22 protein-coding genes are annotated in these 23582 nt (G+C 47.4%); 10 read left to right on the top strand and 12 right to left on the bottom strand.

What is annotated here, in order from left to right:
- The 3 genes from ACZ5PW_RS02815 to ACZ5PW_RS02805 are packed head-to-tail and all read right to left on the bottom strand — an operon-like array spanning window position 1 to window position 3973.
- A complete protein-coding gene (locus ACZ5PW_RS02815; protein WP_464557841.1) occupies window positions 1-1260 on the bottom strand; it encodes a CheR family methyltransferase in 1260 nt (419 codons plus the stop codon).
- Window positions 1260-1748 carry a chemotaxis protein CheW gene (locus tag ACZ5PW_RS02810; protein ID WP_464557839.1) on the bottom strand — a complete coding sequence of 163 codons (489 nt, stop codon included), beginning with the start codon at window positions 1746-1748 and terminating at the stop codon, window positions 1260-1262. Before ACZ5PW_RS02810 ends, ACZ5PW_RS02815 begins: the two co-directional genes overlap by 1 nt.
- 2 nt (window positions 1749-1750) lie before the next feature.
- A complete protein-coding gene (locus ACZ5PW_RS02805; protein WP_464557837.1) occupies window positions 1751-3973 on the bottom strand; it encodes a methyl-accepting chemotaxis protein in 2223 nt (740 codons plus the stop codon).
- A gap of 251 nt (window positions 3974-4224) precedes the next feature.
- Between ACZ5PW_RS02805 and ACZ5PW_RS02800 the strand changes: the two genes are divergently transcribed.
- Window positions 4225-4440 (top strand): hypothetical protein, encoded by a 216-nt coding sequence (locus ACZ5PW_RS02800; protein WP_464557835.1) that lies wholly within the window; start codon window positions 4225-4227, stop codon window positions 4438-4440.
- A 163-nt stretch (window positions 4441-4603) separates the two neighbouring features.
- Here ACZ5PW_RS02800 and ACZ5PW_RS02795 read toward each other — a convergent pair whose 3' ends face one another.
- The 4 genes from ACZ5PW_RS02795 to ACZ5PW_RS02780 all read right to left on the bottom strand — a co-directional run bounded on the left by ACZ5PW_RS02795 (window position 4604) and on the right by ACZ5PW_RS02780 (window position 8913).
- Window positions 4604-5089, bottom strand: coding sequence for a phage regulatory CII family protein (locus ACZ5PW_RS02795; protein WP_464557833.1), 486 nt, complete (start codon window positions 5087-5089; stop codon window positions 4604-4606).
- 369 nt (window positions 5090-5458) lie between these two features.
- A complete protein-coding gene (gene dapF / locus ACZ5PW_RS02790; protein ID WP_464557831.1) occupies window positions 5459-6307 on the bottom strand; it encodes a diaminopimelate epimerase in 849 nt (282 codons plus the stop codon).
- 77 nt (window positions 6308-6384) lie between these two features.
- Window positions 6385-7065 carry a queuosine precursor transporter gene (locus ACZ5PW_RS02785; RefSeq protein WP_464557830.1) on the bottom strand — a complete coding sequence of 227 codons (681 nt, stop codon included), beginning with the start codon at window positions 7063-7065 and terminating at the stop codon, window positions 6385-6387.
- Between the two features lie 375 nt (window positions 7066-7440).
- Window positions 7441-8913 (bottom strand): GGDEF domain-containing protein, encoded by a 1473-nt coding sequence (locus ACZ5PW_RS02780; protein ID WP_464557828.1) that lies wholly within the window; start codon window positions 8911-8913, stop codon window positions 7441-7443.
- Between the two features lie 337 nt (window positions 8914-9250).
- On the opposite strand from ACZ5PW_RS02780, the gene ACZ5PW_RS02775 reads away from it, so the two are divergent.
- The 3 genes from ACZ5PW_RS02775 (at window position 9251) to ACZ5PW_RS02765 (ending at window position 13177) form a co-directional block, all read left to right on the top strand.
- Window positions 9251-10903: a glycosyltransferase family 4 protein gene (locus ACZ5PW_RS02775; protein WP_464557827.1), complete on the top strand. Its 1653-nt coding sequence runs from the start codon at window positions 9251-9253 to the stop codon at window positions 10901-10903.
- Window positions 10900-11988 carry a glycosyltransferase gene (locus ACZ5PW_RS02770; RefSeq protein ID WP_464557825.1) on the top strand — a complete coding sequence of 363 codons (1089 nt, stop codon included), beginning with the start codon at window positions 10900-10902 and terminating at the stop codon, window positions 11986-11988. The genes ACZ5PW_RS02775 and ACZ5PW_RS02770 overlap by 4 nt, the downstream gene beginning before the upstream one ends.
- Window positions 11989-12208: 220 nt before the next feature.
- Window positions 12209-13177 carry a chemotaxis protein gene (locus tag ACZ5PW_RS02765; protein ID WP_464557823.1) on the top strand — a complete coding sequence of 323 codons (969 nt, stop codon included), beginning with the start codon at window positions 12209-12211 and terminating at the stop codon, window positions 13175-13177.
- Window positions 13178-13414: 237 nt separating this feature from the next.
- Here the strand turns inward: ACZ5PW_RS02765 and ACZ5PW_RS02760 are convergent, their stop codons facing one another.
- Entirely contained in the window at window positions 13415-14161 is a 747-nt protein-coding gene (locus ACZ5PW_RS02760; RefSeq protein ID WP_464557822.1) for a purine nucleoside phosphorylase YfiH/LACC1 family protein, read from the bottom strand.
- Window positions 14149-14724, bottom strand: coding sequence for a 5-formyltetrahydrofolate cyclo-ligase (locus ACZ5PW_RS02755; protein ID WP_464557819.1), 576 nt, complete (start codon window positions 14722-14724; stop codon window positions 14149-14151). Before ACZ5PW_RS02755 ends, ACZ5PW_RS02760 begins: the two co-directional genes overlap by 13 nt.
- Window positions 14725-14941: 217 nt before the next feature.
- Between ACZ5PW_RS02755 and ACZ5PW_RS02750 the strand changes: the two genes are divergently transcribed.
- Genes ACZ5PW_RS02750 through ACZ5PW_RS02740 form a run of 3 tightly spaced genes read left to right on the top strand, consistent with a single transcriptional unit; the run spans window position 14942 to window position 16364 of the window.
- On the top strand, window positions 14942-15613 hold the full coding sequence (locus ACZ5PW_RS02750; protein ID WP_464557817.1) for a metallophosphoesterase: 672 nt from the start codon (window positions 14942-14944) through the stop codon (window positions 15611-15613).
- Window positions 15614-15618: 5 nt separating this feature from the next.
- On the top strand, window positions 15619-16089 hold the full coding sequence (locus tag ACZ5PW_RS02745; RefSeq protein ID WP_464557815.1) for a 23S rRNA (pseudouridine(1915)-N(3))-methyltransferase RlmH: 471 nt from the start codon (window positions 15619-15621) through the stop codon (window positions 16087-16089).
- A 59-nt stretch (window positions 16090-16148) separates the two neighbouring features.
- Complete coding sequence (locus ACZ5PW_RS02740) at window positions 16149-16364, top strand: hypothetical protein (protein ID WP_464557813.1); 216 nt, start codon at window positions 16149-16151, stop codon at window positions 16362-16364.
- 140 nt (window positions 16365-16504) lie between these two features.
- Here ACZ5PW_RS02740 and rsmG read toward each other — a convergent pair whose 3' ends face one another.
- From rsmG to ACZ5PW_RS02725, 3 genes are read right to left on the bottom strand one after another with little or no spacing between them, the layout of a single operon-like run.
- Window positions 16505-17197, bottom strand: a complete 693-nt coding sequence (gene rsmG / locus ACZ5PW_RS02735) for a 16S rRNA (guanine(527)-N(7))-methyltransferase RsmG (protein ID WP_464557811.1) — start codon at window positions 17195-17197, stop codon at window positions 16505-16507.
- Window positions 17198-18622, bottom strand: a complete 1425-nt coding sequence (locus tag ACZ5PW_RS02730; RefSeq protein ID WP_464557809.1) for an MFS transporter — start codon at window positions 18620-18622, stop codon at window positions 17198-17200.
- A 47-nt stretch (window positions 18623-18669) separates the two neighbouring features.
- Window positions 18670-19125, bottom strand: a complete 456-nt coding sequence (locus ACZ5PW_RS02725) for a MarR family winged helix-turn-helix transcriptional regulator (protein WP_464557807.1) — start codon at window positions 19123-19125, stop codon at window positions 18670-18672.
- Window positions 19126-19320: 195 nt separating this feature from the next.
- Here ACZ5PW_RS02725 and ACZ5PW_RS02720 point away from each other — a divergent pair, with 195 nt between their 5' ends.
- The 3 genes from ACZ5PW_RS02720 (at window position 19321) to ACZ5PW_RS02710 (ending at window position 23582) form a co-directional block, all read left to right on the top strand.
- On the top strand, window positions 19321-20487 hold the full coding sequence (locus ACZ5PW_RS02720; protein WP_464557805.1) for a lysylphosphatidylglycerol synthase transmembrane domain-containing protein: 1167 nt from the start codon (window positions 19321-19323) through the stop codon (window positions 20485-20487).
- Between the two features lie 73 nt (window positions 20488-20560).
- Entirely contained in the window at window positions 20561-22042 is a 1482-nt protein-coding gene (locus ACZ5PW_RS02715; protein WP_464557803.1) for a sigma-54-dependent transcriptional regulator, read from the top strand.
- Window positions 22043-22169: 127 nt separating this feature from the next.
- Window positions 22170-23582: a sensor histidine kinase gene (locus ACZ5PW_RS02710; protein ID WP_464557801.1), complete on the top strand. Its 1413-nt coding sequence runs from the start codon at window positions 22170-22172 to the stop codon at window positions 23580-23582.

The raw sequence follows: 23582 nt of genomic DNA, 5'->3' as shown, positions 1-23582 counted from the left end.
TCAGTCGTTTCCGGCCCGTCTGACCCGGTTCCTGAGCAATCCGGCCCTGCGGACTTCACCCCGGTTCTCAAGAAGCAGGGCAAGATGCACCAGAGACTCCAGATGGCGCGGTTCCAGATACAATGCTTTTCCATAAAATTCCTCTGCCTTCTCATTATTCCCCTGTGCTTCATAAAGAAGTCCGCACAGGTGAAAAAAATCCGCATCAGGCCCGAGCTGCTCAATTGCCTCTTCACACAACCGCAAAGCTTCTGATGTTTTGCCCAGATCCGCAATTTTCCTTATTTCCGCCACATCCTGAATCATACTTTCCGGATTCAGAGGAGCAGTGCGCCCGCCGGGATCAGCAAGCTGCCTTCTCGACTTGTCCGTAAGTTCAGGAATCACCTCGTCCTTCCTCAAGGAGAAAGCAGGCCTTTTGTCGGCAAAAGAAAACTCATTGGGCCGGAAAGAAATTGAATCCGGGTCATTGAGAAGCGCAGCCACCCTGCGCTTACCCTTTTTGAGGGCAAAGGTCCCCTGCCTGCGCACGGGCGTAAACCATTCATTGAAAACAGGCAGAATTTCAGCATGCCCGACAAACAGCAACCCATCTTCCTTGAGCTTGCAACTCAAAATTTCAGCAAGATTTCTTTTATGCCGCTCATCAAGATAAATCAGCAGATTGCGACAGAATATCACATCATATTTTCCAGAAGGCAGCATCCCTTCAAGGATATTACCGATATGAAAATCCACCGATTTCAAAATCCTGTCTGAAAGTCTTCTTCCCCCCTCACACTTCTGAAAACAATTCAAAGCGTAAGCAGGCAGTTTCGTACGGAATGAGTTTTCCGTAAAAAGGCCGGTTCTAGCTTTTTCTATCGATCTGCGGCTGATATCAACCCCGTCTACCTGAAAGCATGAAGTATCAAATCCCGCGGCAAGGAGAGTCATAGCCACCGAATACGGTTCCTCGCCTGTCGAGCATGGAGCACTCAAAACCCTGAAGTCTTCCCCGCCTTTCTTCGATGCAGCCTCAAACAGCAGGTCAAAAGGTTTTCCGTCCCGGAAGAACCACGTTTCGGGAACTACTATCTCTTCAACCAGTTCGCCCTGCTCTTCAATACTCTCAACCAGTAATTTAAGGTAGGACTTTTCATTACATCCGGTAACTCGCATCCGCTTGCTCAGAGCATGACTGATCCCGGACCTTCCAAGAGATTCCGGAGAAAGTCCCATGGCTTTGTTAAGAATTTTGTAGAAGGGCTCCAGATTCATTATTTACCATCTTTTGTAAGGACGTTCTCATCCGGGAAAAGCACCTTGCGCAATTTATCCGTCAAAAGCCTTTGCGGCTCCACAAGCTGCAGCATGCAATCCTTTATGCGGGCAACTCTTCCAAGCCAGGGGGCCTCAGGGATTACGACACCGGGAGCTTCAAAATCAGCTTCCTTCAGTTTGACGGTCTCGGTTATATTCTCCGCCAGCAGACCGATGAATTTTGATCCTTTGTCACTTTCCCCATCAAGATCAGCTACATCCAGAATTATTATCCGGCTGGACATAAGAGACTTGCACGCAATGTCACAGGCAAGCATGGATAGATCCACCACCGGTGTGACCGACCCCCGATAGTTGAAAAGACCTTTTACAAACTCCGGAGACCGGGGCAGCTCCTTGTAAATTGCGGGAGGCACGACTTCGGTAATCATAGAAGCTTTCAAACCGTAGATGTATTCCCCTATTCTGAATGTAAGTACCAGCATGACTATTCACTCACCTTGAATCGGGTAACTTCCTCTCTCAACCCCTGAACGGCTTCATTGAGCTGTATGGCAGCGCGGTTGAACTCACCAAGGGCATCAGAAGTGTCCGAAGCGGTATCCGAAAGCTGGGCCATGGCTTCACTGATCTGCTCCGCGCCTTCTGCCTGAGCACTCATCCCGTCATTGACAGTATCAATGCGCGGGGTAAGGTCCCGCACTCCTCCCATTATACCTTCCAGTTTCTTTCCGAGTTTTCCGGCTTTGGTAACTCCGAACTGAACATCAACAGCAAATTTGTTCATTTCCTCGACACCGGTATCAACCGATATTCGCATATCCCCGATCATCTTCTCAATTTCAATGACAGCGACCGCCGTCTGATCCGCCAGCCTGCGTATTTCTCCGGCAACAACTGAAAATCCCTGACCGAATTTCCCGGCCTTTTCCGCCTCGATGGCCGCGTTCAAGGAGAGAAGGTTGGTACGGTCCGCTACCTTGGTAATTGTGGACACAATGCCTTCAATCGAATTGGCCCGCTCATTAATTTCAGCCAGTTTTCCGGTTATCGATTCTGTTCCACGGCTCAGTTCGTCCATTATCCTGATCATGGTTTTCAGACCGTCCTGACCGTCAGAAGCCAGCTCTCCCATGCCTGAAGCAGAATGGTTAAGCTGATCCATAGTCCCTGCAAGTTCCATGGAATTCGCGGAAATTTCGGAGCTTGTTGCACTTATCTGGCTTGTGGCCGCCGCCTGCTGGGTTATCGTTACCTCCAACTGACGGGCTGATGCCGCAATCTCGGTAGAAGAAGTGGTTACCTGAATACCGGAACGCTGAACCTGAGCCACCAGGGAAAAAAGATTTTCAACCATCTCCCGGACCGCAAGATAAAGCTGGCCGGTTTCATCAAGGTTATTCCTTTTATCTCTATGCTTGATTGCCTTCCGGGCATTGGGACAGCTCTGGTCCACTTCCTCGATTATTTTTTTCGCCGATAACAGATCTCCACCGGCGACAACTTTAACAAGCTCGACCATATGGCTAACCGGATTGGCAATGAGGCCGCTTGCCCAGAAAGAAATCGCAAGAGTAATTACCAATAGGACAAATCCCGTGCCTGTAAGCCAGGTTACAAGAGTATCGAGGACTCCCGTAAGCCTCTGAGTTACTCCATTGTAGTCATCCAGATATACCCCGGAACCGATAATCCATCCCCAGGGCTTGTAATAGGTAAAAACCGAAATTTTGGTTCTTCCCTGTGAATCATTTCCCGCCTTCCAGAGATACTGCTTTGTACTGAGCTTACCTTCGCCGGCCTTTACGGCCTGATCTATAATCTCTTCTACAAATCCCTCACGCCCGCCAACCGCGTCCACCAGAGCTCCGTCAGTATTGGCTGAATTAGAAACAATGAACCGGCCCCTGTTTTCTCCTTTGACTCCTAACACCCATACATATCCGGTCTTGCCTATGGTCGTTTTAAGCATGGACTTGCGCAGAACTTCGACAATATTATCCTCCATATGCACAGCAAACATGCCGGTGATAAAATTGTCCTGATCTCTAAGAGGTGAATAGATCACAAACCGGGTCCCATGGTCCTGGGACTCAAACTTTTCAACGGTACGGCCGGACAGCACATCGTCAATGACCATGCTGGCCTGCCCTTTGTCGTCAAGAGAATAGAAAATATCACCCAGCCTGCGATTACCGTTCTCCGCAGGTGCTGTGCTGTCAACGACCAGCATGTCCCCTTCTGGGTTGATGCGCTGAAAAATGGTGCAATACGCTCCCGAGATTCTTGAGGCTTCTTTCAGGGCCGTAATAGGTTTGGCACGTCTTTCCTTATAAATAAGCCTGTTATCACCTATCGAAAGAATCGGCAGAGTCACTTCTGCCACCCCCTCGGTGCGATGGTTGTTTACCGGCCAGTCGGAAACTTTCTTTGAAACGGTTACAGACTGCCCGCCTCCAAGAAGGGACTGCAGAGCCATGGCAGCGCGGCGGGTTTCTTCCGTCAACAGACTGGAGGAGGTAAGGCACTCTTCATAAAGATCGCTGGTCAACTGGGATACATGAGACTCTACAAGAGCCTGCACCTCCTCTTTCATGCAGCTCTCCATCTGCCCTTCTAGTATATCGGTAATGATGAGCATAGCCACAATGGGTATAATCGCGGCTCCGCAGGCAATGGTTATGATCTTTCTTCGAAGTGAAAAGCGCATCGGATAATTCCTGTGTACCGTTGCTGAAGATAAAAACAACGGCCTTTTTTACAGTTTAAATAATTTCAGCTCCACAGCCTTTCCTTTGTATTTTTTTTAGGTGATTAAATCAATGACCATGGGGCTCTCAGGTTATTTCATGAAATATATCATTTCAGGGCGTAAAGAGATCCTACTTTCGGACGATAGTTTAAACATGAACCTGTGGGATATTCCATCCAAGGTATCCCCGCCACTCATGGAGGAGTGTTATGTATTATCACGGATTTGATAATAAGGCCGTATCAGCCACAAAGTACTGGACCAACAAAGATGACGAACTTGTATCCATCCTTTTCGCCAAGATAATCAACAAGACCGTGACCACACAGGACACCTGCCCCGAACAGGAGCAACTGGTAGAGCAGATGGTCAACAACCTCTTTGATGTCTGTTTCTATATCAATAAAGACGTGCACAACTGCTAAACAGGGCAACTGCGAATAAGCTTTCATCCTGTTTACACCAAATTACCGTTCTGAACGGTTAGATTTGGAGCTGAAAAAAGCCCCGGCAAAATAATTTTGCCGGGGCTTTATCAGCGTCCAACTCCCCGTGCGGGGAAATGACTGCAGTCAATATGAGAAAAGTTTAGCCGATCTGAGCCAGACGGGGCGCATTCTTGGCCTTCTCTTCTTCAGATCTCTTACGCAGGTAGTGAACCATGGTAAGAATTGCGGTAATAGCTTCAAAACCTTCCTGCTCAACAGAATCAACAAGATCATCGGAAGGATCAGTCTGCAGGGCACTTTTCAGGGCCTTGGAGTATCTGCCGAAACCGTCCATGAGATCAAGAGCCATGTAGTTGGCTTCATCAGGATCTTCAGGATTGATATCCATGGGAACCAGTACATAACCCATGATATTGGCCAGTCTGGTCAGGGGGCGGATGCTGCCGGTGGACTTCATGATGGGAATCAGTTCTTCAACGCCGACCTTTGCACCTTTATCCTCGGGATTGATCTCACGAAGAAGTGTGGGGTAAGGCTTGCTGATTTCATTAGCAATGTCACGGGCAGGCTTATCATTTTTAAGAACAACATCCTGCAGAAGCTTGGTCAGTTCATTATTTGCCATGGTATTTCTCCCTTGTTTGAATTATTTTGTGTTTACCACTCACCCAGACTAATAGCGATATTCATGCCATTTTGCCGGGCAATAATAAGTTAATTTTTTATATAGCAAATTAAGTGTGTTAAAAAATCACACTTACATTCGACAACGGCTTTTTTGCTGCCTCACAGGAATTATTCTTACATCACAAGAAAAAGAATTATCCCGCAAATCACTGCAGAAGCACAAAGAAGGCTATACAGCGAATGCACATCTCTTGCAAGGCTTGATTTACGTAATATCAATCCCCTATGTCAAGGTATGAATTCGATGCATTAAAAAAAGGACACTGCTTATAAACAGTGCCCTAAATGTAGTTGAGCAACTCTTGATTTACTGATCAATGCCTAGAGAATCAAGATAGACTTCTCCGGAAAAGGTAAGTTCCGCCCCGCCTTGAAGAAAAACATTGGAATCTTCGATGATTACCTTGAGTATTTCACCACCGGAAGTCTTAATCCGCACGGCATCATCGGTCAGCCCGAGTCTGTTCAGGGTAACCTGAACCGCACTGACTCCCGTACCACAGGCGTAGGTTTCATCCTCAACACCTCTTTCATAGGTACGCACTATCAGGCTGTCATTATCATCTATCTGGACAAAGTTTACATTTGTCCCGGCCGGAGCAAACGCCTCATGATACCTGAAGGCACTGCCAAGCTTTTTGATATCAACATCTTTAACATCAGCAACCTGGACAACCACATGCGGGACGCCGGTATTTGCAAAGTGATATTCATAATCCTGACCGTCAATGGAAAGAGTCTGCTTTAGTGCTACATCCTGAGGAGGGGTCAACTGAACCTTCACTTCTTCAAGAACAGGAAAAACCTGCACTTTTATAGGTCCGGCATCAGAGCCGAAAACATGCTCTTCTCCGGCAATTCCGAGTGCATGGGCAAGCCTGCCGGCACAACGGGATGCATTACCGCACATTTCTGCCCTTGAGCCGTCTGAATTATAAAACTGCCAGACAAAATCAAGATCTGAATCTTCAGGGGCATTCTCGATGAAGAACAATCCGTCAGCATATACGCCGAAAGACCGCTGGCAGAGTTTCTCTGCCCAGAGAGGCATTTTTTCCACTGGAACACCAAGCTCGCGGTTATCAATGATTACAAAGTCATTTCCGCAACCCTGCATTTTATAGAAAGGAATGGATTTACCGAACATATCACTCATCAGAAGTCCCTCCGTAATTCTTCATTATCAAAACATGCATTATCAATCACACTGATCACTTAGTCAAGTTTACCTGCTTACGCTCCATAAACCCGGGTATGAATGCGTCTGGCCATATACAGGAAAGGAGTATCCATTACCGCCACAATGACCTTGAACATGTATGTTGTCAGCAGAATTTCAAGCCAGACATCGAGCGGGAAAAGGCCCCACAGAGCAACAAAACAGAAGACAGATGAATCCAGCAGCTGGCTGACAAGGGTTGAAGCATTGTTGCGCAGCCAGAGGTGCCTGTCTCCCATCTTTTCTTTCAGCAGATGGAAAACATACACATCATGCAGTTGAGAAACCAGATAGGCGCAAAGGCTTCCCAGTGCTATTCTAGGAAGAAAGCCGAAAATAACTTCAAGGTGAGGCTGGGCGAAATCATCCGGAGCGGGAACAAATTCAAGGGCCAGCTGCATGTATCCGACAGCCATCACCAGAATGATAAAACCGAGATACACAGCCTTTTTCGCTTCTTTTTTACCATGAAACTCACTGAGCATGTCGGTTGAAAGAAAAACACTGGCATAAAGGATATTACCCAGTGTTGTCGTTAACCCGAACAGTTCTATGGTTTTTAGAACCTGAACATTGCAAAGAATCAGGTTGAATACAATCAGCCCGAACAACCCTGTCTTTCCAAAAAATCTGTAAAGAACCAGCACAAGGCTCAAATCCAGCAGCGCGAACCCAATCCATAATATTTCGTTCATTCTAATGTCTCCGGCGGCCGGAAAATATGAAGAGAGCCGTCCCCCTTCAAGCAAATCAATGCCGACTCCCCGACCGCTTCTAACCCGATATTTATAATTCCTGTTTAGATCGTATCAATACAAAAAAATCATCACCCGAGCCAAGCAGGCTCAAGTTCGATTTTGCTCCTAGCTCAAATCATCAGTAAAGACCATGTCTCAAGACTACATATTATAATTATACAAACAGAACATCAATCTATTGTGTGGAATGGCCACGCGATAAATTCAAAATACACAGCATATTGAGCAGAAAGATAAAAAGCACCCGTCCAATTCCGGACGGGTGCTTTTAAACCAGCCTGACAGCTATAGGCTGATGGAGACCTCAGTAATTTACATTATTCTCAACTTGGGGCGAGCAGGAGAGATAACAACCCTGTTCCGCCCGTTCTGCTTTGCCTCGTAAAGAGCCTCGTCTGCTCTCTGGACAAGCCCGTTTTCAACAGCGAAACCGGCAGGGCATATAGAGGAGACGCCTATGCTGGCAGTGACGTTGAAGCTTGTTCCGTCAAAAACCATGTTGGTTTCCTCAATCCTCTTCCTGATTCGCTCCGCAAGCATTTGAGCATTATTTTCTGTGGTATGGGGGAGAATAATCACAAACTCTTCCCCTCCGTACCGGGCGATAAAATCTGTTGAGCGCAGAGTACATTCAAAAAGCCTTGCAACCTTTTCCAGAACCATGTCCCCGGCCAGATGCCCATACGTATCATTAATGTACTTGAAATGATCAAGGTCGATCATAAGCAGTGATAAATCAGTCTTCAGACGCTGGTGACGCTTGAATTCCTCTTCAAGACGCTCGTCAAAGCTGCGGCGGTTATAGACCCGGGTCAGGCCGTCACGGTCAGCACGGGTCTTGATCTTGTCAAACATCAGAGCGTTGTTCAAAGCCAGTGAAAGATGGTTCACGGCAGCGTTGAGGGTTGAGACCTGATCCTTGGCCAGTCTCACATTCCGCTCACACAGCATAACCAGACAACCGAACTTGTCTCCCCGCGCAACCAGCGGCAGGGCCAGCACGCGGCCTGAAGCGGGACTGTAGGACATGCTGTTTTCACACACAGAAGCCGTTTCGGATACGTTATATCCCGCAACATCCAGTCCGCTAAGCGAACTGATGTTATCAATCATTAAATTTGTCCATTCGCCCTGAATTTCGGGCATCATTCCCGGTGTGAGATATATTTCCGCTTCAACATGCTTTCCAGTTCCAAGAACGTTCCAGAATGCACCCTGAACAGAAAGAACAGGAAGCATCATCTTAAGGTCCCTTCCGGCCTGAGCCAGAATTTCTGCAACTTCCAGCCTCTCCGTTGCATTGGAAAGAACGGTATTGAGAAACATAAGTTGCTCTGTCTTGCGGCTGAGCAACTCGCGCTCCAGAATGATCTCTTCCGTCATCCGGTAAAGATCCCCATAAAGACTGGAGACTTCTTTGGCCCTGAAAAGGGCATCCTGCACTTTTGAGCTTGTCAGCGGTGAACTTACAACTGCCAGAAATCCGTCTTCGAGAACTTTCTCAAGGTCGACATTCTCCTGATCATCCTGAATAAGAATACGCTGGGTGGATTCAAGATTGCGATATGCATCCCGAAGAGATTCGGGAAGATAATCCCAAACACGCTGCGGAATCCAGGTAGCCGAAGGCTTCTCCCTGGCTTCAAGTTCCTTTTTACCGGGAAGGCTTCTTTCCGAGAAATTCCTCAAAAAGAACCCGGGACCGAGAGAATCCTCGATCTTTCCGGCTTCACTACTGTTAAGACCGAACCCCCAAAGCAGTTCGGGCCTGCTTCCACTTTTCATTTCTGGTCTCCTTCTTTGCTATAGTCAGCTGTCAGAAAAACTTTTCAGACATGATTATGCAAAAAAAAGACCATTCAACCATTATCCCCTTCCCCGGCTAAACGCTAATCTTCAAGTCCAGCCGGGGATCATACAAATTAATTCTTTCTATTTCGGGAACCTGAGCAAAGTTAAATTTATAACACGACTCAATCTGGTGTAAGGGTGAAGCATACACCCAAAAGCAGGATACAGTTAATAACAGGAATCGACTGCCGGATTTCCGGCACCCTGAAAACCTTTGCCCGGCAAATAAATCCTTTGACAAGAATGGTGCAAATATGGCTTGAAGAACATTATGGAAACTCAAAGAATATGGGGAACTTTGGATCCCTTCTACGAGGCAGGGCCGATACTTGGCAGAAAAGTAGCCAACATCGGATTTATAAGCGCGCTTTTCAACTTAGATCCGTTTGATGAATACCATTTTTTCCTCTCCGGATCCGGTGCGCGCAACGGATTAAAGGAATTTTTAAACCGCAATTTCCCTGCATTACTCAATTCCGGAAAGATAAAGATCATGGACCGCAGGGAACTTCCCTCTGCAATCTCCAGTCAGGAGTATTTCTGTTTCCACCAGTCGGACTGCATACTCTATCCTCCCCATCTGGCAAGAATAAGAAACATGCTTGCCAAAAACATATTTCCCATCACCGGGACCACCCATTCTTTGAGCTACAGCAATTACGGATCTTCTTTCCTTAATTATCTCTGGAAAGGCACTACCGATAGAGACTGCATTGTCGGTACGTCCTCGCTCGGAACAAAGGTTGTTGAAAACTACCTCAAGCAGCTGCGCGAAGGTTACGGACTGAACGAGCAGGACTATCCATCGCCCCAACTCAAAACAATACCCCTTGGAATCAATCCGGAGCCGCTGTCTCCACCTGAGGAAGAGCAGAAAAAACAAGCCTCTCAACAACTGGGCTTTGCAGAAGACGAAAGGGTGAATATTCTGGTTTTCGGCAGAATCGCCCACTACTCCAAAATGGATCTCCTGCCCCTTCTGCGGGCGATGCAGCGACTTTTTGCCTCTGGCATGAAACGGGATAAGGTGCGGCTGATTCTTGCCGGATGGCTGGATGACGAGGATGATTTCCCGGAAACCATGGCCCAACTGGCAAAAAACATGGGGCTGGAACTGGTAATAGTTGCCCGTCCTTCGGAAACGGTCAAACTGGATCTGTACCGCGCCGCCGACATCTTTATTTCCATATCCGATAATCCGCAGGAAACATTCGGACTGACCGTACTTGAAGCCGGAGCCATGGGCCTTCCGGTTATTGCATCGGAATATGATGGCTATCGGGATCTGGTTGTAGACGGTAAAACCGGATTTCTGATTGAAACCATAGGCCCTGCCGAAACTCAAGATCTGGACCCGATGGCTCCCCTGTGTTTTGACAACCAGTACCATCTTATGATGGCGCAGCAGACAGCCGTGCTTACTCCAGCCCTGGCACAATCTCTTGAAAAGCTTATAAACAATAAAGCGTTACGCCAAGAAATGGGACAGGCAGCAGTCGAACGGATACAGAAGCAGTTCACATGGAAGCAGGTTGTATTACAGTATGTAAAACTCTGGGAAGAGCTGAATACTGTCCCGGTCAAGACCGAGACTCTCCGCAAGGCTAAGCATCCAATACAGGTAAGATACGGGGAGGCTTTCGGGCACTACACATCATCCACCATCACCCCTAAAACAATGGTTGCCACCGGAGTTACAGGGCAGGCAATCTATCACGGTCGTGAGTTTCCGCTTATCTACCGGGGAATTGAAAGATCTCTGCAGCAGGAAGTAATTAAAAAAATGGCTTTTTTCGCCCGCAAGCCCATCAGCGTCAGAGATCTGACCGGGAAAATAAGAAAACTGGCCCCCACCCTTTCAGACAGCGAAGCACGGTTTCATATTCTATGGTGTATCAAACATGATATTCTGGAAAAGTTATGATTAAAAAAAAAGTCATACACCACAGCGCGCTGGCTGCAAGCGGAGGAGCCACGAGAGTAGCCCAGCTGATCATGAAAGGAATGGAGGAGAATGGCTATGAATATGCCCACAGTTTTGAAGCTTCCGAGAAACCGGGGGAAAAACTGATCAGCCCGGAAGAAGCCGCTGTAGCTATCCCCGAAAATTCAATTGTCCACCTGCATTCATCAGCAGACCCGGCCGCATTTCTTTCAACCCTCCCTGCTTCTGTGAAAATAGTAGCTACCCTTCATGACACCCAGATGATCACCGGCGGCTGCTCCTACCCTTTGGACTGCCCTCATTTTGCCAAAAAATGTATGAATCCATGCCCGAGAAATTTTCCTGATTCAGAAAGAAAAAGACAACGTAATATACAGGCCCTTATAGAGAGCAAAGTCCTGCTTGTTTCCCCCTCCAGATGGCTGGCCGGGCTGGTTCGGAATGCCCATAAAGACCTGAAGGCCAGAATTATTCCTAACGGCATTCCCTGGCCCGAAAATCCCGGAGACAAAAGAAGGGCCCGTAAATACCTAGGGCTGCATCCGGCCTCAAAGGTTGTCCTTTTTGTCGCGCACGGAGGACAGAAGGCAGGGTACAAATCCGGTCCGCAATGGGCCGACTACTGGTCCCTGATCAAAAAGAAAACACCGGAGGCTGTTGCTTTCGCCATTGGCGGAGAAAAAAATGAACGTAATGGGGATTTTGTAACCATACCTTATGTTGACAGAGATACACTTACCCGATTTATGCTGGCTGCCGACGTACTCGCCTACCCCACACTTGCAGACAACCACCCTCTTGTCATTCTGGAAGCAATGGCAAACGCCCTTCCCGCAGTCAGCTACTCGGTCGGCGGGATTGTGGAGCAGATAACAAATGGTGAAAACGGCATCTTGATCCCCCCTTATGAAAAGGATAATCTCGCCGATACAGTTTCAACACTTCTGAACAACAGGCTCGTTGCGGAAAAACTCGGAAATGCGGGATTCCATAAGGGCCGAAGCAGATTCAGCAGTACGCGAATGGTCAATGACTATTTAAAATTATATTACAGACTGGTTTAAAATTGTATTTTTGTGTTATTTTTTCATAGAATTCACTAAAAGAGGATTGATTCCAGTTGACATTTCTCCGAGTTTACACTGGAAATACAGGCTCAAACCAAATTATAAAATTGAAAAACATCTTTCATAAACAGCAGTTTCAAGCTAAATTAAACTGAGTAGTAGCAGTACAAAATGTTTAACGCAGGCATGACACGTCATATAAATAGGGGGGATGAGAATGGCCCATACCAATATACTTCTTGAGTCAGGCACCAATGAGCTTGAAATAGTTGAATTTTACATTGATGAAATTGACAACGTCCATGACGACTCCACTCGCCGCAGCTACTACGGCATCAACGTTGCCAAAGTTGTTGAGATAATCAGGCTGCCCGAACTCACAGACATGCCTGACGCTGCCAACGACGCTGTCCTCGGTGCTTTTGACCTAAGATCCGAAATTATCCCCCTGATTGATCTCAGCCGCAGAGTGGGAAAAAACAGGATTGAAGATGAAGCTCCGAAAGTAATCGTCACTGAATTCAATAAAATTTCCACTGCCTTTCTTGTTTCCGGTGTAACAAGGATTCACCGCATTAGCTGGGAACAGGTTGAAGCTCCGAGCAAGCAGGTTTCTTCCCTGACCGCAAACTCCATAACAGGTGTGGTCAAACTGGAAGGGCGAATCGTATTTTTGCTGGACCTTGAAAAAATTGTCGCCGACCTCAACCCCGGTATGGATCTAACCGATCTGCCGGAAGCGGACCTGATCAACAAGATCGAGCAAAGGCAACTCAAAGCCCTCATTGCAGACGACTCCACCATGATCAGACGTATGATCGGTCAGATGCTTGAGGACGCCGGGTTTAAGGTGACCAGAAGCCATAATGGTAAAGCTGCGTGGGATAAAATCATGGAATGGCGGGCAAGAGCAGATTCCGAAGGAAAATCCATTGACGATTACGTTGACATCGTTGTCACCGATATTGAAATGCCGGTAATGGACGGTCACAACCTTACCAAGCGCATCAAGGATGACCACGAGCTACGCCATATCCCCGTATTGCTTTGCTCCTCAATCATTACCGATACCCTTTACCATAAAGGGGAATCAGTAGGAGCCAACGATCAGATTTCAAAAGCTGAAATCAACCAGCTTGCAGAAAGAGTTTTTAAACTCATTGAGTCGTCAAAGCAGTCCGAATAAAAACAGATCTTACTTGATAGCAACAAATCCGGAAAACTCCGCAGAACCATTGGTTCTGCGGAGTTTTCTTATTTTGCTGAGACAAATGATACAATCAGAATATGCAGGACAACCCCTGTAAAAGGAACCTGCCCCCCTTTCCGAAGAGCATCGGATCATATTACCGTTTAAGCAGCTACTTGGATGGCTGCTGCTCCGCCTCTCTTTATCCACATTCCGGATTACAGGCTTTAAAAATTATCTGATCCAGATCAAGGAACACATTCGCCCTGTTTCTTTATCCCTGCGGTAAGAAAAGAATGTCTCGGGCATTGAATAGGTACACATGTCCATGGAATAAATATTCCGTGGTTCAAGCCCTGCCTTCTGCAACTGGTCTTCAGTCATTTTCCATAAATCAACAGTGCTGTCTGATTTATTGAAGTACTCCTCAAACCCCGGCTCGAAATCAGTTTCAAAATTCACAAACTGCGCAGTCTGCGGACTGAGGCTTGGTCCCCTTACGGCAAAAAGGTCGCAGGGATCGCATGAATAATGCTCACATATGCGCTTAACACCGTTCCCGGGAAAGTTCATAGCGTTGCCGCGCCAGCCGTTATGCAATGCTGCAACGAAATCACCGTTTTTATGGGCCAGCAGAATGGGCTGGCAATCTGCGGTTTTAACGACCAGAGCATGTCCTTTCAGGGAAGTGGCCAGCCCGTCGCCATCAAGTTCGGACTGGTCCCCGGGAGAACCGGTCTCCAGATCGAAATGGATTATGTCACCATGAACCTGCCTGCATTCATGCCAGTAGCCGACACCAAGAGATGCGGCAAGTTCAGTACGATTGGCCCTTACATCAAAAGGATCATCGCCGACATCAAAGGACAGGTTTCCACCATCAAACGGGGCCTTGCATTTACCGCCCTTTCTGGTTGTGAAAACAGCTGATACATTTTCAAGTCCCGGAAAAACAAAGGGAATATAAGTCAGTTTCGCCATATCATTTCCTTATCGGTACAAATCAGTTCAACAGGCTGGTCCCACGGTTCACGGGGAAAACCATCTACAATCTGAAAAGAATAACAGACTCCCACGGAAATAAAACCTTCCTTACGGGGTCTGGCGAGAAAACGGTCATAATAACCGCCACCGAATCCTATGCGATAACCGTCTCTGTCAAACCCCACACCCGGAACAATCACCAGATCCGGATTGACCGCGTCGGGGAATTCGCAACGGGACCTGCACGGCTCCTTGATACCAAAAGAACCGCTGGTCAAATCCTTTTCAGCCCGGACAACACCGAAGTCCATATGTCCGGGTTCATCACGCCGGCAGCACGGCATAAATAATCTCTTTCCCTCAGCCCAGGCATCCTGCAGGAGTGGGCGGACATCCACCTCGTTCCTGACAGGCCAGTAAAGAAGAACCTCTGTAGCGTCCTTCCACTGCTCAAGCTCCATTACCGTTTCGATTATATCACGGCTCGCAGAGTCAACTTCAGGACCGGCCATGCCGGAACGCAGCTCAAGAAGCCTTTGCCTCAAAACATTTTTATCCATTACCGTTCTCCTCTCCTGAATTAACGGTTCAATTGATTTCATCATGCATTTGAGGGAAAAATCAACAAGAGAGTGAAACAATAAAGCGACTTTCAAATGTCCGCCAACCCATCAGGCTCTTTCCGGACCATTGGTTTTTACAAATGAAAATGGTATCTAAGGTACCCAAGCAGATACGAAAACAGCTTTCTCAATATTTCAATAAACCGGAGTTAGTATGTCTCAACAAACCAGATTCTGGATAGCTTTCGGAGATATTCACCAGAGCACCAGTCTGCCGAAACTTATTCCAGACATTGATAAGGCGGACGGGATCATCCTGACCGGAGACCTGACCAACCACTCCCCCGAAGGGGCTGTGGAAAAGGTGTGGGAATCAGTATACTCGCGCAATGCCAACATACTGGGGCAGGCCGGAAACATGGACCGCTCCAATGTAACTGATTTTCTCAAAAGTAAAGAAGCCAACCTGCATTGTGAAGTAAGAGAACTGGCTCCGGGTATAAAAATCATGGGAGTCGGCTGCTCCATCCAAACCCCATTCGGAACTCCCAGTGAAGTGAGCGAAGAAGAAATGTCCCAGATGCTCGAAGAAACTTACGCAAAAGCAGGATATTACGACAGATTAATACTTGCTGTACATGATTCCCCTCACAATACCGCCCTTGACGTAATAGGCAACGGTATGCACGTAGGCAGCAAATCAGTCCGCGCATTCATCGAAAAACACCAGCCAGATATTGTCATCAGCGGCCATATCCACGAAGGATTCGGGGAAGATGTTATCGGGGAGTCACCTGTTTTCAACCCCGGGATGGCTTCCGGAGGCGGATACGTAAAGATTAGTCTCAAAGATGGTGAACTCAACGCAACACTCAAAAAAGTTTAGGTAGAATGAGTAAAATCAGATTTGTGTGGGTTGGAAAGCTCAAAGAGCCTTTTTTCAAAGATGCCTGCGACCATTATACAAAAAAACTGGGCCGGTTTCATAAACTGGACGAAACCATCCTCAAAGACGCGCCCGGCAAACTTCCGCCCGAAGAGAAAGTTCAGCGGGAAGGGAAAGCCATACTCGATAAAATCAAGCCTTCGGACCTGCTTATCTGCATGGATGAAAAAGGCAAGGAAATGACTTCGGTAGAGCTTTCCCGACAACTGCAGCGCTGGACCGAAGACCCGAACCTCACTCCCTGCTTTGTAATCGGGGGGCCCTTCGGTTTATCTGAAGATGTGAAGAATGCCGCCAGAGTAAAACTGTCGCTGAGTAAAATGACATTGCCCCACGAACTGGCCCGGACAATGCTTCTTGAACAGCTGTACCGTGCTGCTTCTATTTTACGCGGCTCGCCTTACCATCACGTTTAAAAAGCAGCTACAAATGGTATGAGGCAAACACCAATCAGAAAAAAAGGGATAAAATCAAGATGATTAATATGGAATATCTCGAAAAGCTCGAAGAATACATGACTTCCGGAGACATGAAATTCGAGTTCGACAATGGAACTGAAGAAAAGCGCTTTGAAATACTTGAATTTCTGGAAAAGCTCATGGATGTTGCTGAAATAGCGGATGAACACGCAACAAAGCTCATCTTCAAAGAAGGCATGCTCAATCAGCTTGCCGGTGGCGGACAGGAATAATTTTTTAAGCCGGTCAGGATTTTAAATATCCTGACCGGCCATTATGTTTTCAGATATCGGGTGAAATAAAGCCTGAAGCAGTCATCTTAACCCTGATTCCATCATATACACCCAGTCAATTTTTATCCCGGAAGAACCTCTTAAACCTGTGCTGCTTTCAGTGCCCAGAAATAATGTGTCTTCTCCCCGGCTTTGTAATCCCTTACTGCTTCAAGACTGAACCCGAAAGACTCAATTTCGGAATTCTCCGGCGCCTGATCATTGGACAAGATGATCACCCGGCCATTTTCTGCAAGCATTCCTGAAACGAAGGGCAGAAGTTCCTTCCATGGCATAAAAGCCTTGCTGAGGATCAGGTCCGCGGGGAGATCTTCTTCCGAAATATTTTCAGCCCGCCCCTGAAAAACAACTGTCCGTGGGAGTTTCATGGACCGCAGCGCGGTACGCATAAAAATGGAACGTTTCTGGCGGGATTCCACCAGATGGTAACTTCCTTTCTGCCATACACAGCGCAGGGGTATTCCGGGAAGTCCTGCTCCCGCCCCGAGGTCCAGTGTGACCGGTTCTTCAGGAAGGCTCAGCGAGTTTAGAAAATCCGCAAGATGCAGGCTATCAATAACCAGAGAACTGAATACCTCTCTCCACCCCGAAGGGCCGACAAGGTTCATGGATTTATTCCACTTCACCAATAGATTGAGATATTCCGCGAGGACTTCAGCCTGCTTTTCTTCCTGATCGAAACCATCGCCAAGACTTTGATCGTCTGTCAATTCCCTGCCTGCCTTTCTGGCGGCTTTTATAACTTCTTCGCTGGTGACATTCTCCGCGGCCATCTAGTCCTCCTTATTGTTTCCGGCAGATTGCACACAAAGAGGTTCTTTGACAACTGTGGACTTTCTTAGCATCGCGCGGAAGGATATGAAGACTGCCAGAAGACACAGTCCTGAGAGAGTAATCAGGGAATAGCGCATAACACTCAGAAACTCGGTTGCTGACTCAGGTGAAACCGGAGCATTCCCCATAATGGTGGAAAGGAAAATGGCGATGATAACCATACTCGCCACCATTCCCAGAGTCCTCAGCCCCCCGGTAACAGCCGAAGCAAAACCGAAACGTGACGGAGGGACACTGCCCATTAAAATCATCATGTTCGGCGAGGAAAACAGGGAAAATCCAATGCCCAGTATAACAAACATTGTATAGAGATAAGACAGTTCAGTTTCCTGCGTAACCATTGCCCCCATTACAGTACCTATTGTACAGGCGATCATGCCCAGTAAAGCAAGGAAACGGGGGGACACCTTATCCGCAAGCCTTCCGCATGGAGGAGAAAGCAGTGCCTGAATTACAGGCTGAACAACAAGAACAAGCCCCGCGTCATGAGGGCTGAGGCCTTTGACACTCTGCAGGTAAAGGCTGAACAGAAAGACTATCCCGAACGTTCCGGCATAGTTGATAAACTGAACCAATGATGCATCGGCAAAATCCAGCCGTTCCTTGAAAAGCTTCAGTTCCACCAGAGGGGACGAAGACCTGTTCTGCATCCAGATGAACAATCCGAATCCAGCCAGTCCGCACGCCAGAAGAGACGGACCGAACCAACCGGCATTAAGGCTTGTACCTCCGAAGACTATTCCGGCAATTGAAAAAACAACTACAAAACTGCCGCCGAAATCAAATTTCTCGGTTGAAGCGCGGAAGCGGCCATTCAAATTGCGGTGAGCTACTATGTAGGAAATTCCAAGCGGAATCATACCCAGCCAGTAAAGCCAGCGCCATCCAAGATGCGAAGCTACCAGGCCACCGACGTAAGGTCCGGCGGAAAGCCCCAGATAAACCGCGGCAACAGCAAGCCCCATTGCCCGGCCCCGCTCTTCTTTGGGGATAGAATCGGTCAGGAGAGCCATGTTTGTGGCAATACCCATTGCTCCCGACATTCCCTGAGCCATCCGTAGAAGTATTACCGTGTCAATTGACCGGGCAAAGCCGATCATGAAAGTGAAAACAGCGAAAAGTAGAACACCGAGCCTGAACATGGGCTGTCTCCCATGCATATCGGCAAGTCTACCAAGAGGAAGAAGAAGTGCTGCAACGCTTCCTATGTAAATTGATTCAACAAGGCTGAGATCAAGGCCGCTCGCCCCCAGATCATGCCCCATAACCGGCAGGGTTATGCCTACGGCTGAAAACATGAACGGCATGGTGAACTGGGTCACAGCCACAGTGAATATCACCGCTTTCTGTTTAGATTCATTCATAAATAAATTACCTGCTGTGGCCTTATGCCACTCTTAACATATAATACTTAAAGAGCATCCCAGTCTATGGATGTGCCGAGCTTTGCTCTGCAGCTGTCAATAATCCTGACCATAAACCCCAGCATGAGTTCTTTTTCTTCAGCATCAAGACAGGCAAGCATACTGTCGTTGCTTTCCTGCAGGGCAATATGCAACTCATCAAACACATCCAGGGCTTTCTCTGCCGGATATACAAGTTTCTGGCGTTTATTATCAGGATTCTCCTCTCGATAGAGGAAACCTTCTTTCTCGAGTTTAGCAACTGTTCTTGCAGTTGCGCCTTTATCAATACTCAAAATTATTGAAAGTTCATCCTGAGTTCTCCCGGGATGCCTCACGGCCTGCATGATGAACCCTATCTGGCCGTAAGTAATTCCGAATTTATCAAGTCTTTCTGAAAGGACTGTTTTGTGCAGCCTGACCATCTGCGCGGCCATGTATCCGAATTTCACCTGCTGAGACACTTATACCTTCCAATTTTAATTATTGTTGCACAGTCAACTGTTGACCTAGCAACTATACACATATTCTCTTCCTGTCAAACCATTACAGTTACCGGTATGTTAAGATTTACCCAGTGCCATTGTATAAGGATTATTGCCTGAAAATCTTAAAATGGGTAGAAACTGCTCATAACAACGCAATAAGGAACTGTAACCTTGAACTACCCGAATCCGAATACAGATAAAAAATCCGCCTTACTCTCAAATCTTTTCCGGCTTACGCTGGCCGCGGGGCTCTTATGGTGGCTGATCAGCTCGGGGAGCATTAAACCTGAATACCTGACGGTTCAATCCAGCCGTCTTCCGCTTCTTCTCAGCGGTGCAGTTGCACTCCTAACCGCCATGAGTCTCAGCGGTATCCGTTACAGAGAGCTTCTCAAAGGCGGAGGAGTTGTCTTTCCCATCAGCGAAAGCATGAAAGCCAGCTCCATAATGTATTTTTTCACCCAGTGTGTACTGGGCCCGGCCAGCGGGGATGTAGCCCGTTTTTTCTATACAGTTAAAAGAACGGGAAACAAATCCGGCACGGGAGCGGCCATAATGATTGACCGTTTTATAGGAACCATGGGGCTTTTCATGCTTGCCGGCCTGGGCATGATTCTCAACTGGGAACTTGTTGAGTCATCACAGACTCTGCGTTTGATTGCAGTACCTCTTCTAGCGCTGCTTTGCGGTCTATGGATGAGCTTCTCACTGGCATTTCTGGCTTTGATCAAAAACAGGAAAACAGCCTTGCTCCTTGGAACATCATTCCCGGTAATGGCAGGCATTCTATGCTCTGGCGAATTCTCCTCTTTTGTAAGTGATGAGATTGGTCCCGTATTGCTTGCAGTTTCGGCTTTCTCCCTTCTCGCTCCTGTACTTGCTCCTGAAATGCTTGAAAACGGCATTATAAGAAAAAAAATACTTAGAAATTCGAAAATTGGCGAAAAAACATCAGAGTTCATCTCTGCGGTTTTCCTATACCGAAACAGCCCTGACATAATTCTGAAGACAGTTGTTGTCACAGCCGTCCAGCATCTGCTGCTGATCCTGTCTCTTTTTCTTTTCTCTCTTTCCCAGAATCTGCCGAGTACACCGGATTTCATGGCAATCTTCTTTTCCGCGCCATTGTCATTCCTCGCGGGAATCATTCCCGCTCCGGCAGCGGGACTTGGAGTCAATGAAGCGGCATTCGAGACCCTCCTGCGGCTCGCCACAAACGAGACAGTTAACGCAGGAGCATCAGTTTATCTCATGCACAGAATATGGACCACCATGTTCAGCCTTTCCGGGATTCCATTTATCCTCAGCAAGAAAGGGAAAAAGGTTGCCTCTACATAAAAGCTATGCTCAACTGAATATATATCCCACTGCCCTGATAATTTATTCACTATCTGATTAAACAGGTTCCACTATGGCAAACGTTCTGATTATTGATGACGATCCTTTCATCGGTGAACTGCTGGTCGCAATTGCCAGTGATCTAAACCATCATGCTGAAAATGCCCTTACCTTGAAAGAGGGCATGGCTCTGGCCCGTGAAGAAAGATTTGACGTTGTTTTTCTTGATGTTGTCCTTCCGGACGGCAACGGACTCAACGCCCTTCCCGAGCTTCAGCAGTTGGGAAATGTTCCCGAAGTTGTAATCATCACCGGGAAAGGTGACAGCAAGGGAGCGGAACTGGCCATCAACTCAGGAGCATGGGATTACATTTCCAAACCTGCAAGTGCGGAAGAGTACATGCTTCATATGCAGAGGGTTCTGCAATACCGGACTGAAAAACAGGCCTCCAGACCCAAGCTTGGGCATCACAACATTGTCGGCCGCTCAAACTCCATTATGCGCTGTCTGGATCAGGCGGCAAAAGCCGCCGAAAGCCATGTCGGAGTTCTGATTCTGGGGGAAACCGGGACCGGAAAGGAACTTTTCGCAAAAGCGGTCCATGACAACAGTTCCCGCCGCAAGGGTCCATTTGTGATTGTCGACTGCGCCTCCATTCCGGAGAACTTGGTAGAGTCCATTCTTTTCGGCCATGAGAGGGGAGCATTCACCAGTGCGGACAAATCGCATCAGGGACTGATCACCAAAGCTGACGGGGGAACACTTTTCCTTGATGAAGTAGGAGAGCTTCCCCTATCTCTGCAGAAATCTTTTCTGAGAGTGCTGCAGGAACGCACTTACCGCCCTGTGGGTGGGCACGAAGAGCTGGAAAGCGATTTCCGTCTCGTAGCAGCAACCAACCGGGACCTGGAAGCTCTTGTGCATGCCGGAAGATTCCGGCAGGATCTGCTATACAGACTGCAGGCTTTTACGATTGAACTTCCTCCTCTGAGACAGCGCGGAAGTGACATCCGCAGGCTTGCCCAGTATTATCTGAATAAACTGGCTGTGGACTTTGAATCTCCCCCTATCAGTGTTTCAACCGATTTTTTTGAAGCGCTAAAGTCCTACGCCTGGCCGGGAAATGTCCGTGAACTGTTCAATGTTCTCGAGCAGGTATTTACAGCCAACAGCGAAGCAGGTGAGTTTCTGCCGATACACCTTCCGGTTAAAGTCCGAGTTGCAGCGGCACAGGCATCCGTACTCCCCAAGGCCGAGGCCAAAAGCACACTAACCCTCATAGCCGGAAACAAATTCAAAAAGAACAAAGCCGGTTCACCCGGACCGGAATTTTCTTTCCCTTCCTGCAGAGATAAGGAATCAAAAGATTTTCCCCAGTTGAAAGACTACCGGGAGCAGGCACTGGAACAGGCTGAAAAGCTCTATCTGGAAAGTCTGATCATGCATTGCAAGGCCAATATGGGACAGGCGGCAAAAACCGCGGGGATATCTGTTTCCCGTCTTTATGCGCTATTGAAAAAACATGACATCAAGAAAAAGTTCATTCTGAATTGATCTCAACCCGTGAATATGAGGTTCTTTTTCCAAAATTAAACATTCCCGATATTGCAATAACAGGTCTTCTACAGTTATATTCATTAACAAACTCTATCCGGATAACTAATGATTTCCAAGGAAGCGTATGGACAACCTGCCCAGCCTCAAAAAATTAGGTGAAAAACTGGACCTGTTAAAGAAACTCAAAGATGAAGGACATGATGAACAGGCCGAAGCTTTGGCCCAGAATATTTTTGAAAACTATGCTTTTGCCCGCGACAACTGCCTGCGCATGGAAGACAACCTGATTGCAACACGCAATACTATTACTGAACTTGAATCCAACAACCGGAATCTGGAACAGAAACTCAAGGAAACGCTAGCTGCATACAATTCCGACTTCAGAACATTTCAAAGATTTTCCAATGCCCAGACATATGTAAACAACCTTAAATCAGTTTCTGCACTGCCTGACATCCTCGGACAGATCGCTTCTGAACTGGGTGCTTATAAAATTTCCATCGTTCTTGACCGTGACACATGTTCCGGACTTCCCCTTGACGGTATTCCCACTTTCCATCTTAAAGGCTGTATGCGTTATATTGATGCGACATTGTGTAAGGAAAAAAATCGTATTTTCATAGGGCCCATCTCTAAAATGATGCGTCCAGATATTTTCTTCGGAGACCCTGATATGTCACCGGAAAACGGAGGTTCATGCTTTGCCTTCGGACTTATGGATAAATACCACCCTGAAAAAATGATCGGGCTGCTGTCTTTCTATGACCCGTCAGTGGAACGCTACCACCCTGAAATGGGAACGGACTACCTTGAACATTTCTGCTCTTCCCTGGCATCGGCGGTAACGGATGTCATCACCCACCAGAAATCCGAATTGCTTCATCAGGATGTGGACCGCATAACCCGCCACGACCTGAAAACACCGCTGAATGCGGTAATAAATCTCCCGCACCTGCTCCTTGCTTCGGAAACAGACCACAGCCGCAAGGAAATGATAAAAAGCATTCAGGATTCAGGCTACAAAATGCTCGCGCTGATAAACAGATCCTATGATATTTACCGCATGGAGTCCGGCAGTTACGTGCTCAAGCCGGAAAAAGTGGATATGTTGCCCATGGTCGGGCAGATCAGGATGGACCTGCTGGATAGAATTGAATCAAAGCGTCTTGAACTGGTCATAACTGTTAACGGACAGGCTCCTGATGGCGCAGTTGGTTTTTTTGTTCGGGGAGAAGAACTCCTGCTGTTTTCGATGCTTGCCAATCTGCTGAAAAACAGTGTCGAAGCTGCTCCGGAAAACAGTTCAGTCAACATAGCTCTCTCTGATTCGGAGGGTGCTACTGTGAGGATACATAATCTCGGAGAAGTCCCCCCTGCCATCAGGGACATTTTTTTTGAAAAATATTCAACAGCAGGAAAAGCGGAGGGCACTGGCCTTGGAACATACTCCGCAAAACTGATCGCCAATGTACATGGCGGAGACATCAAAATGGAAACCTCTGCTGTAAACGGAACAACTGTTACCGTAACCCTTTAA

Source organism: Maridesulfovibrio salinus, assembly GCF_055394525.1.
The sequence above is the reverse complement of the archived record's forward strand: the minus strand, read 5'-3'. Positions and strand labels throughout refer to the sequence as shown.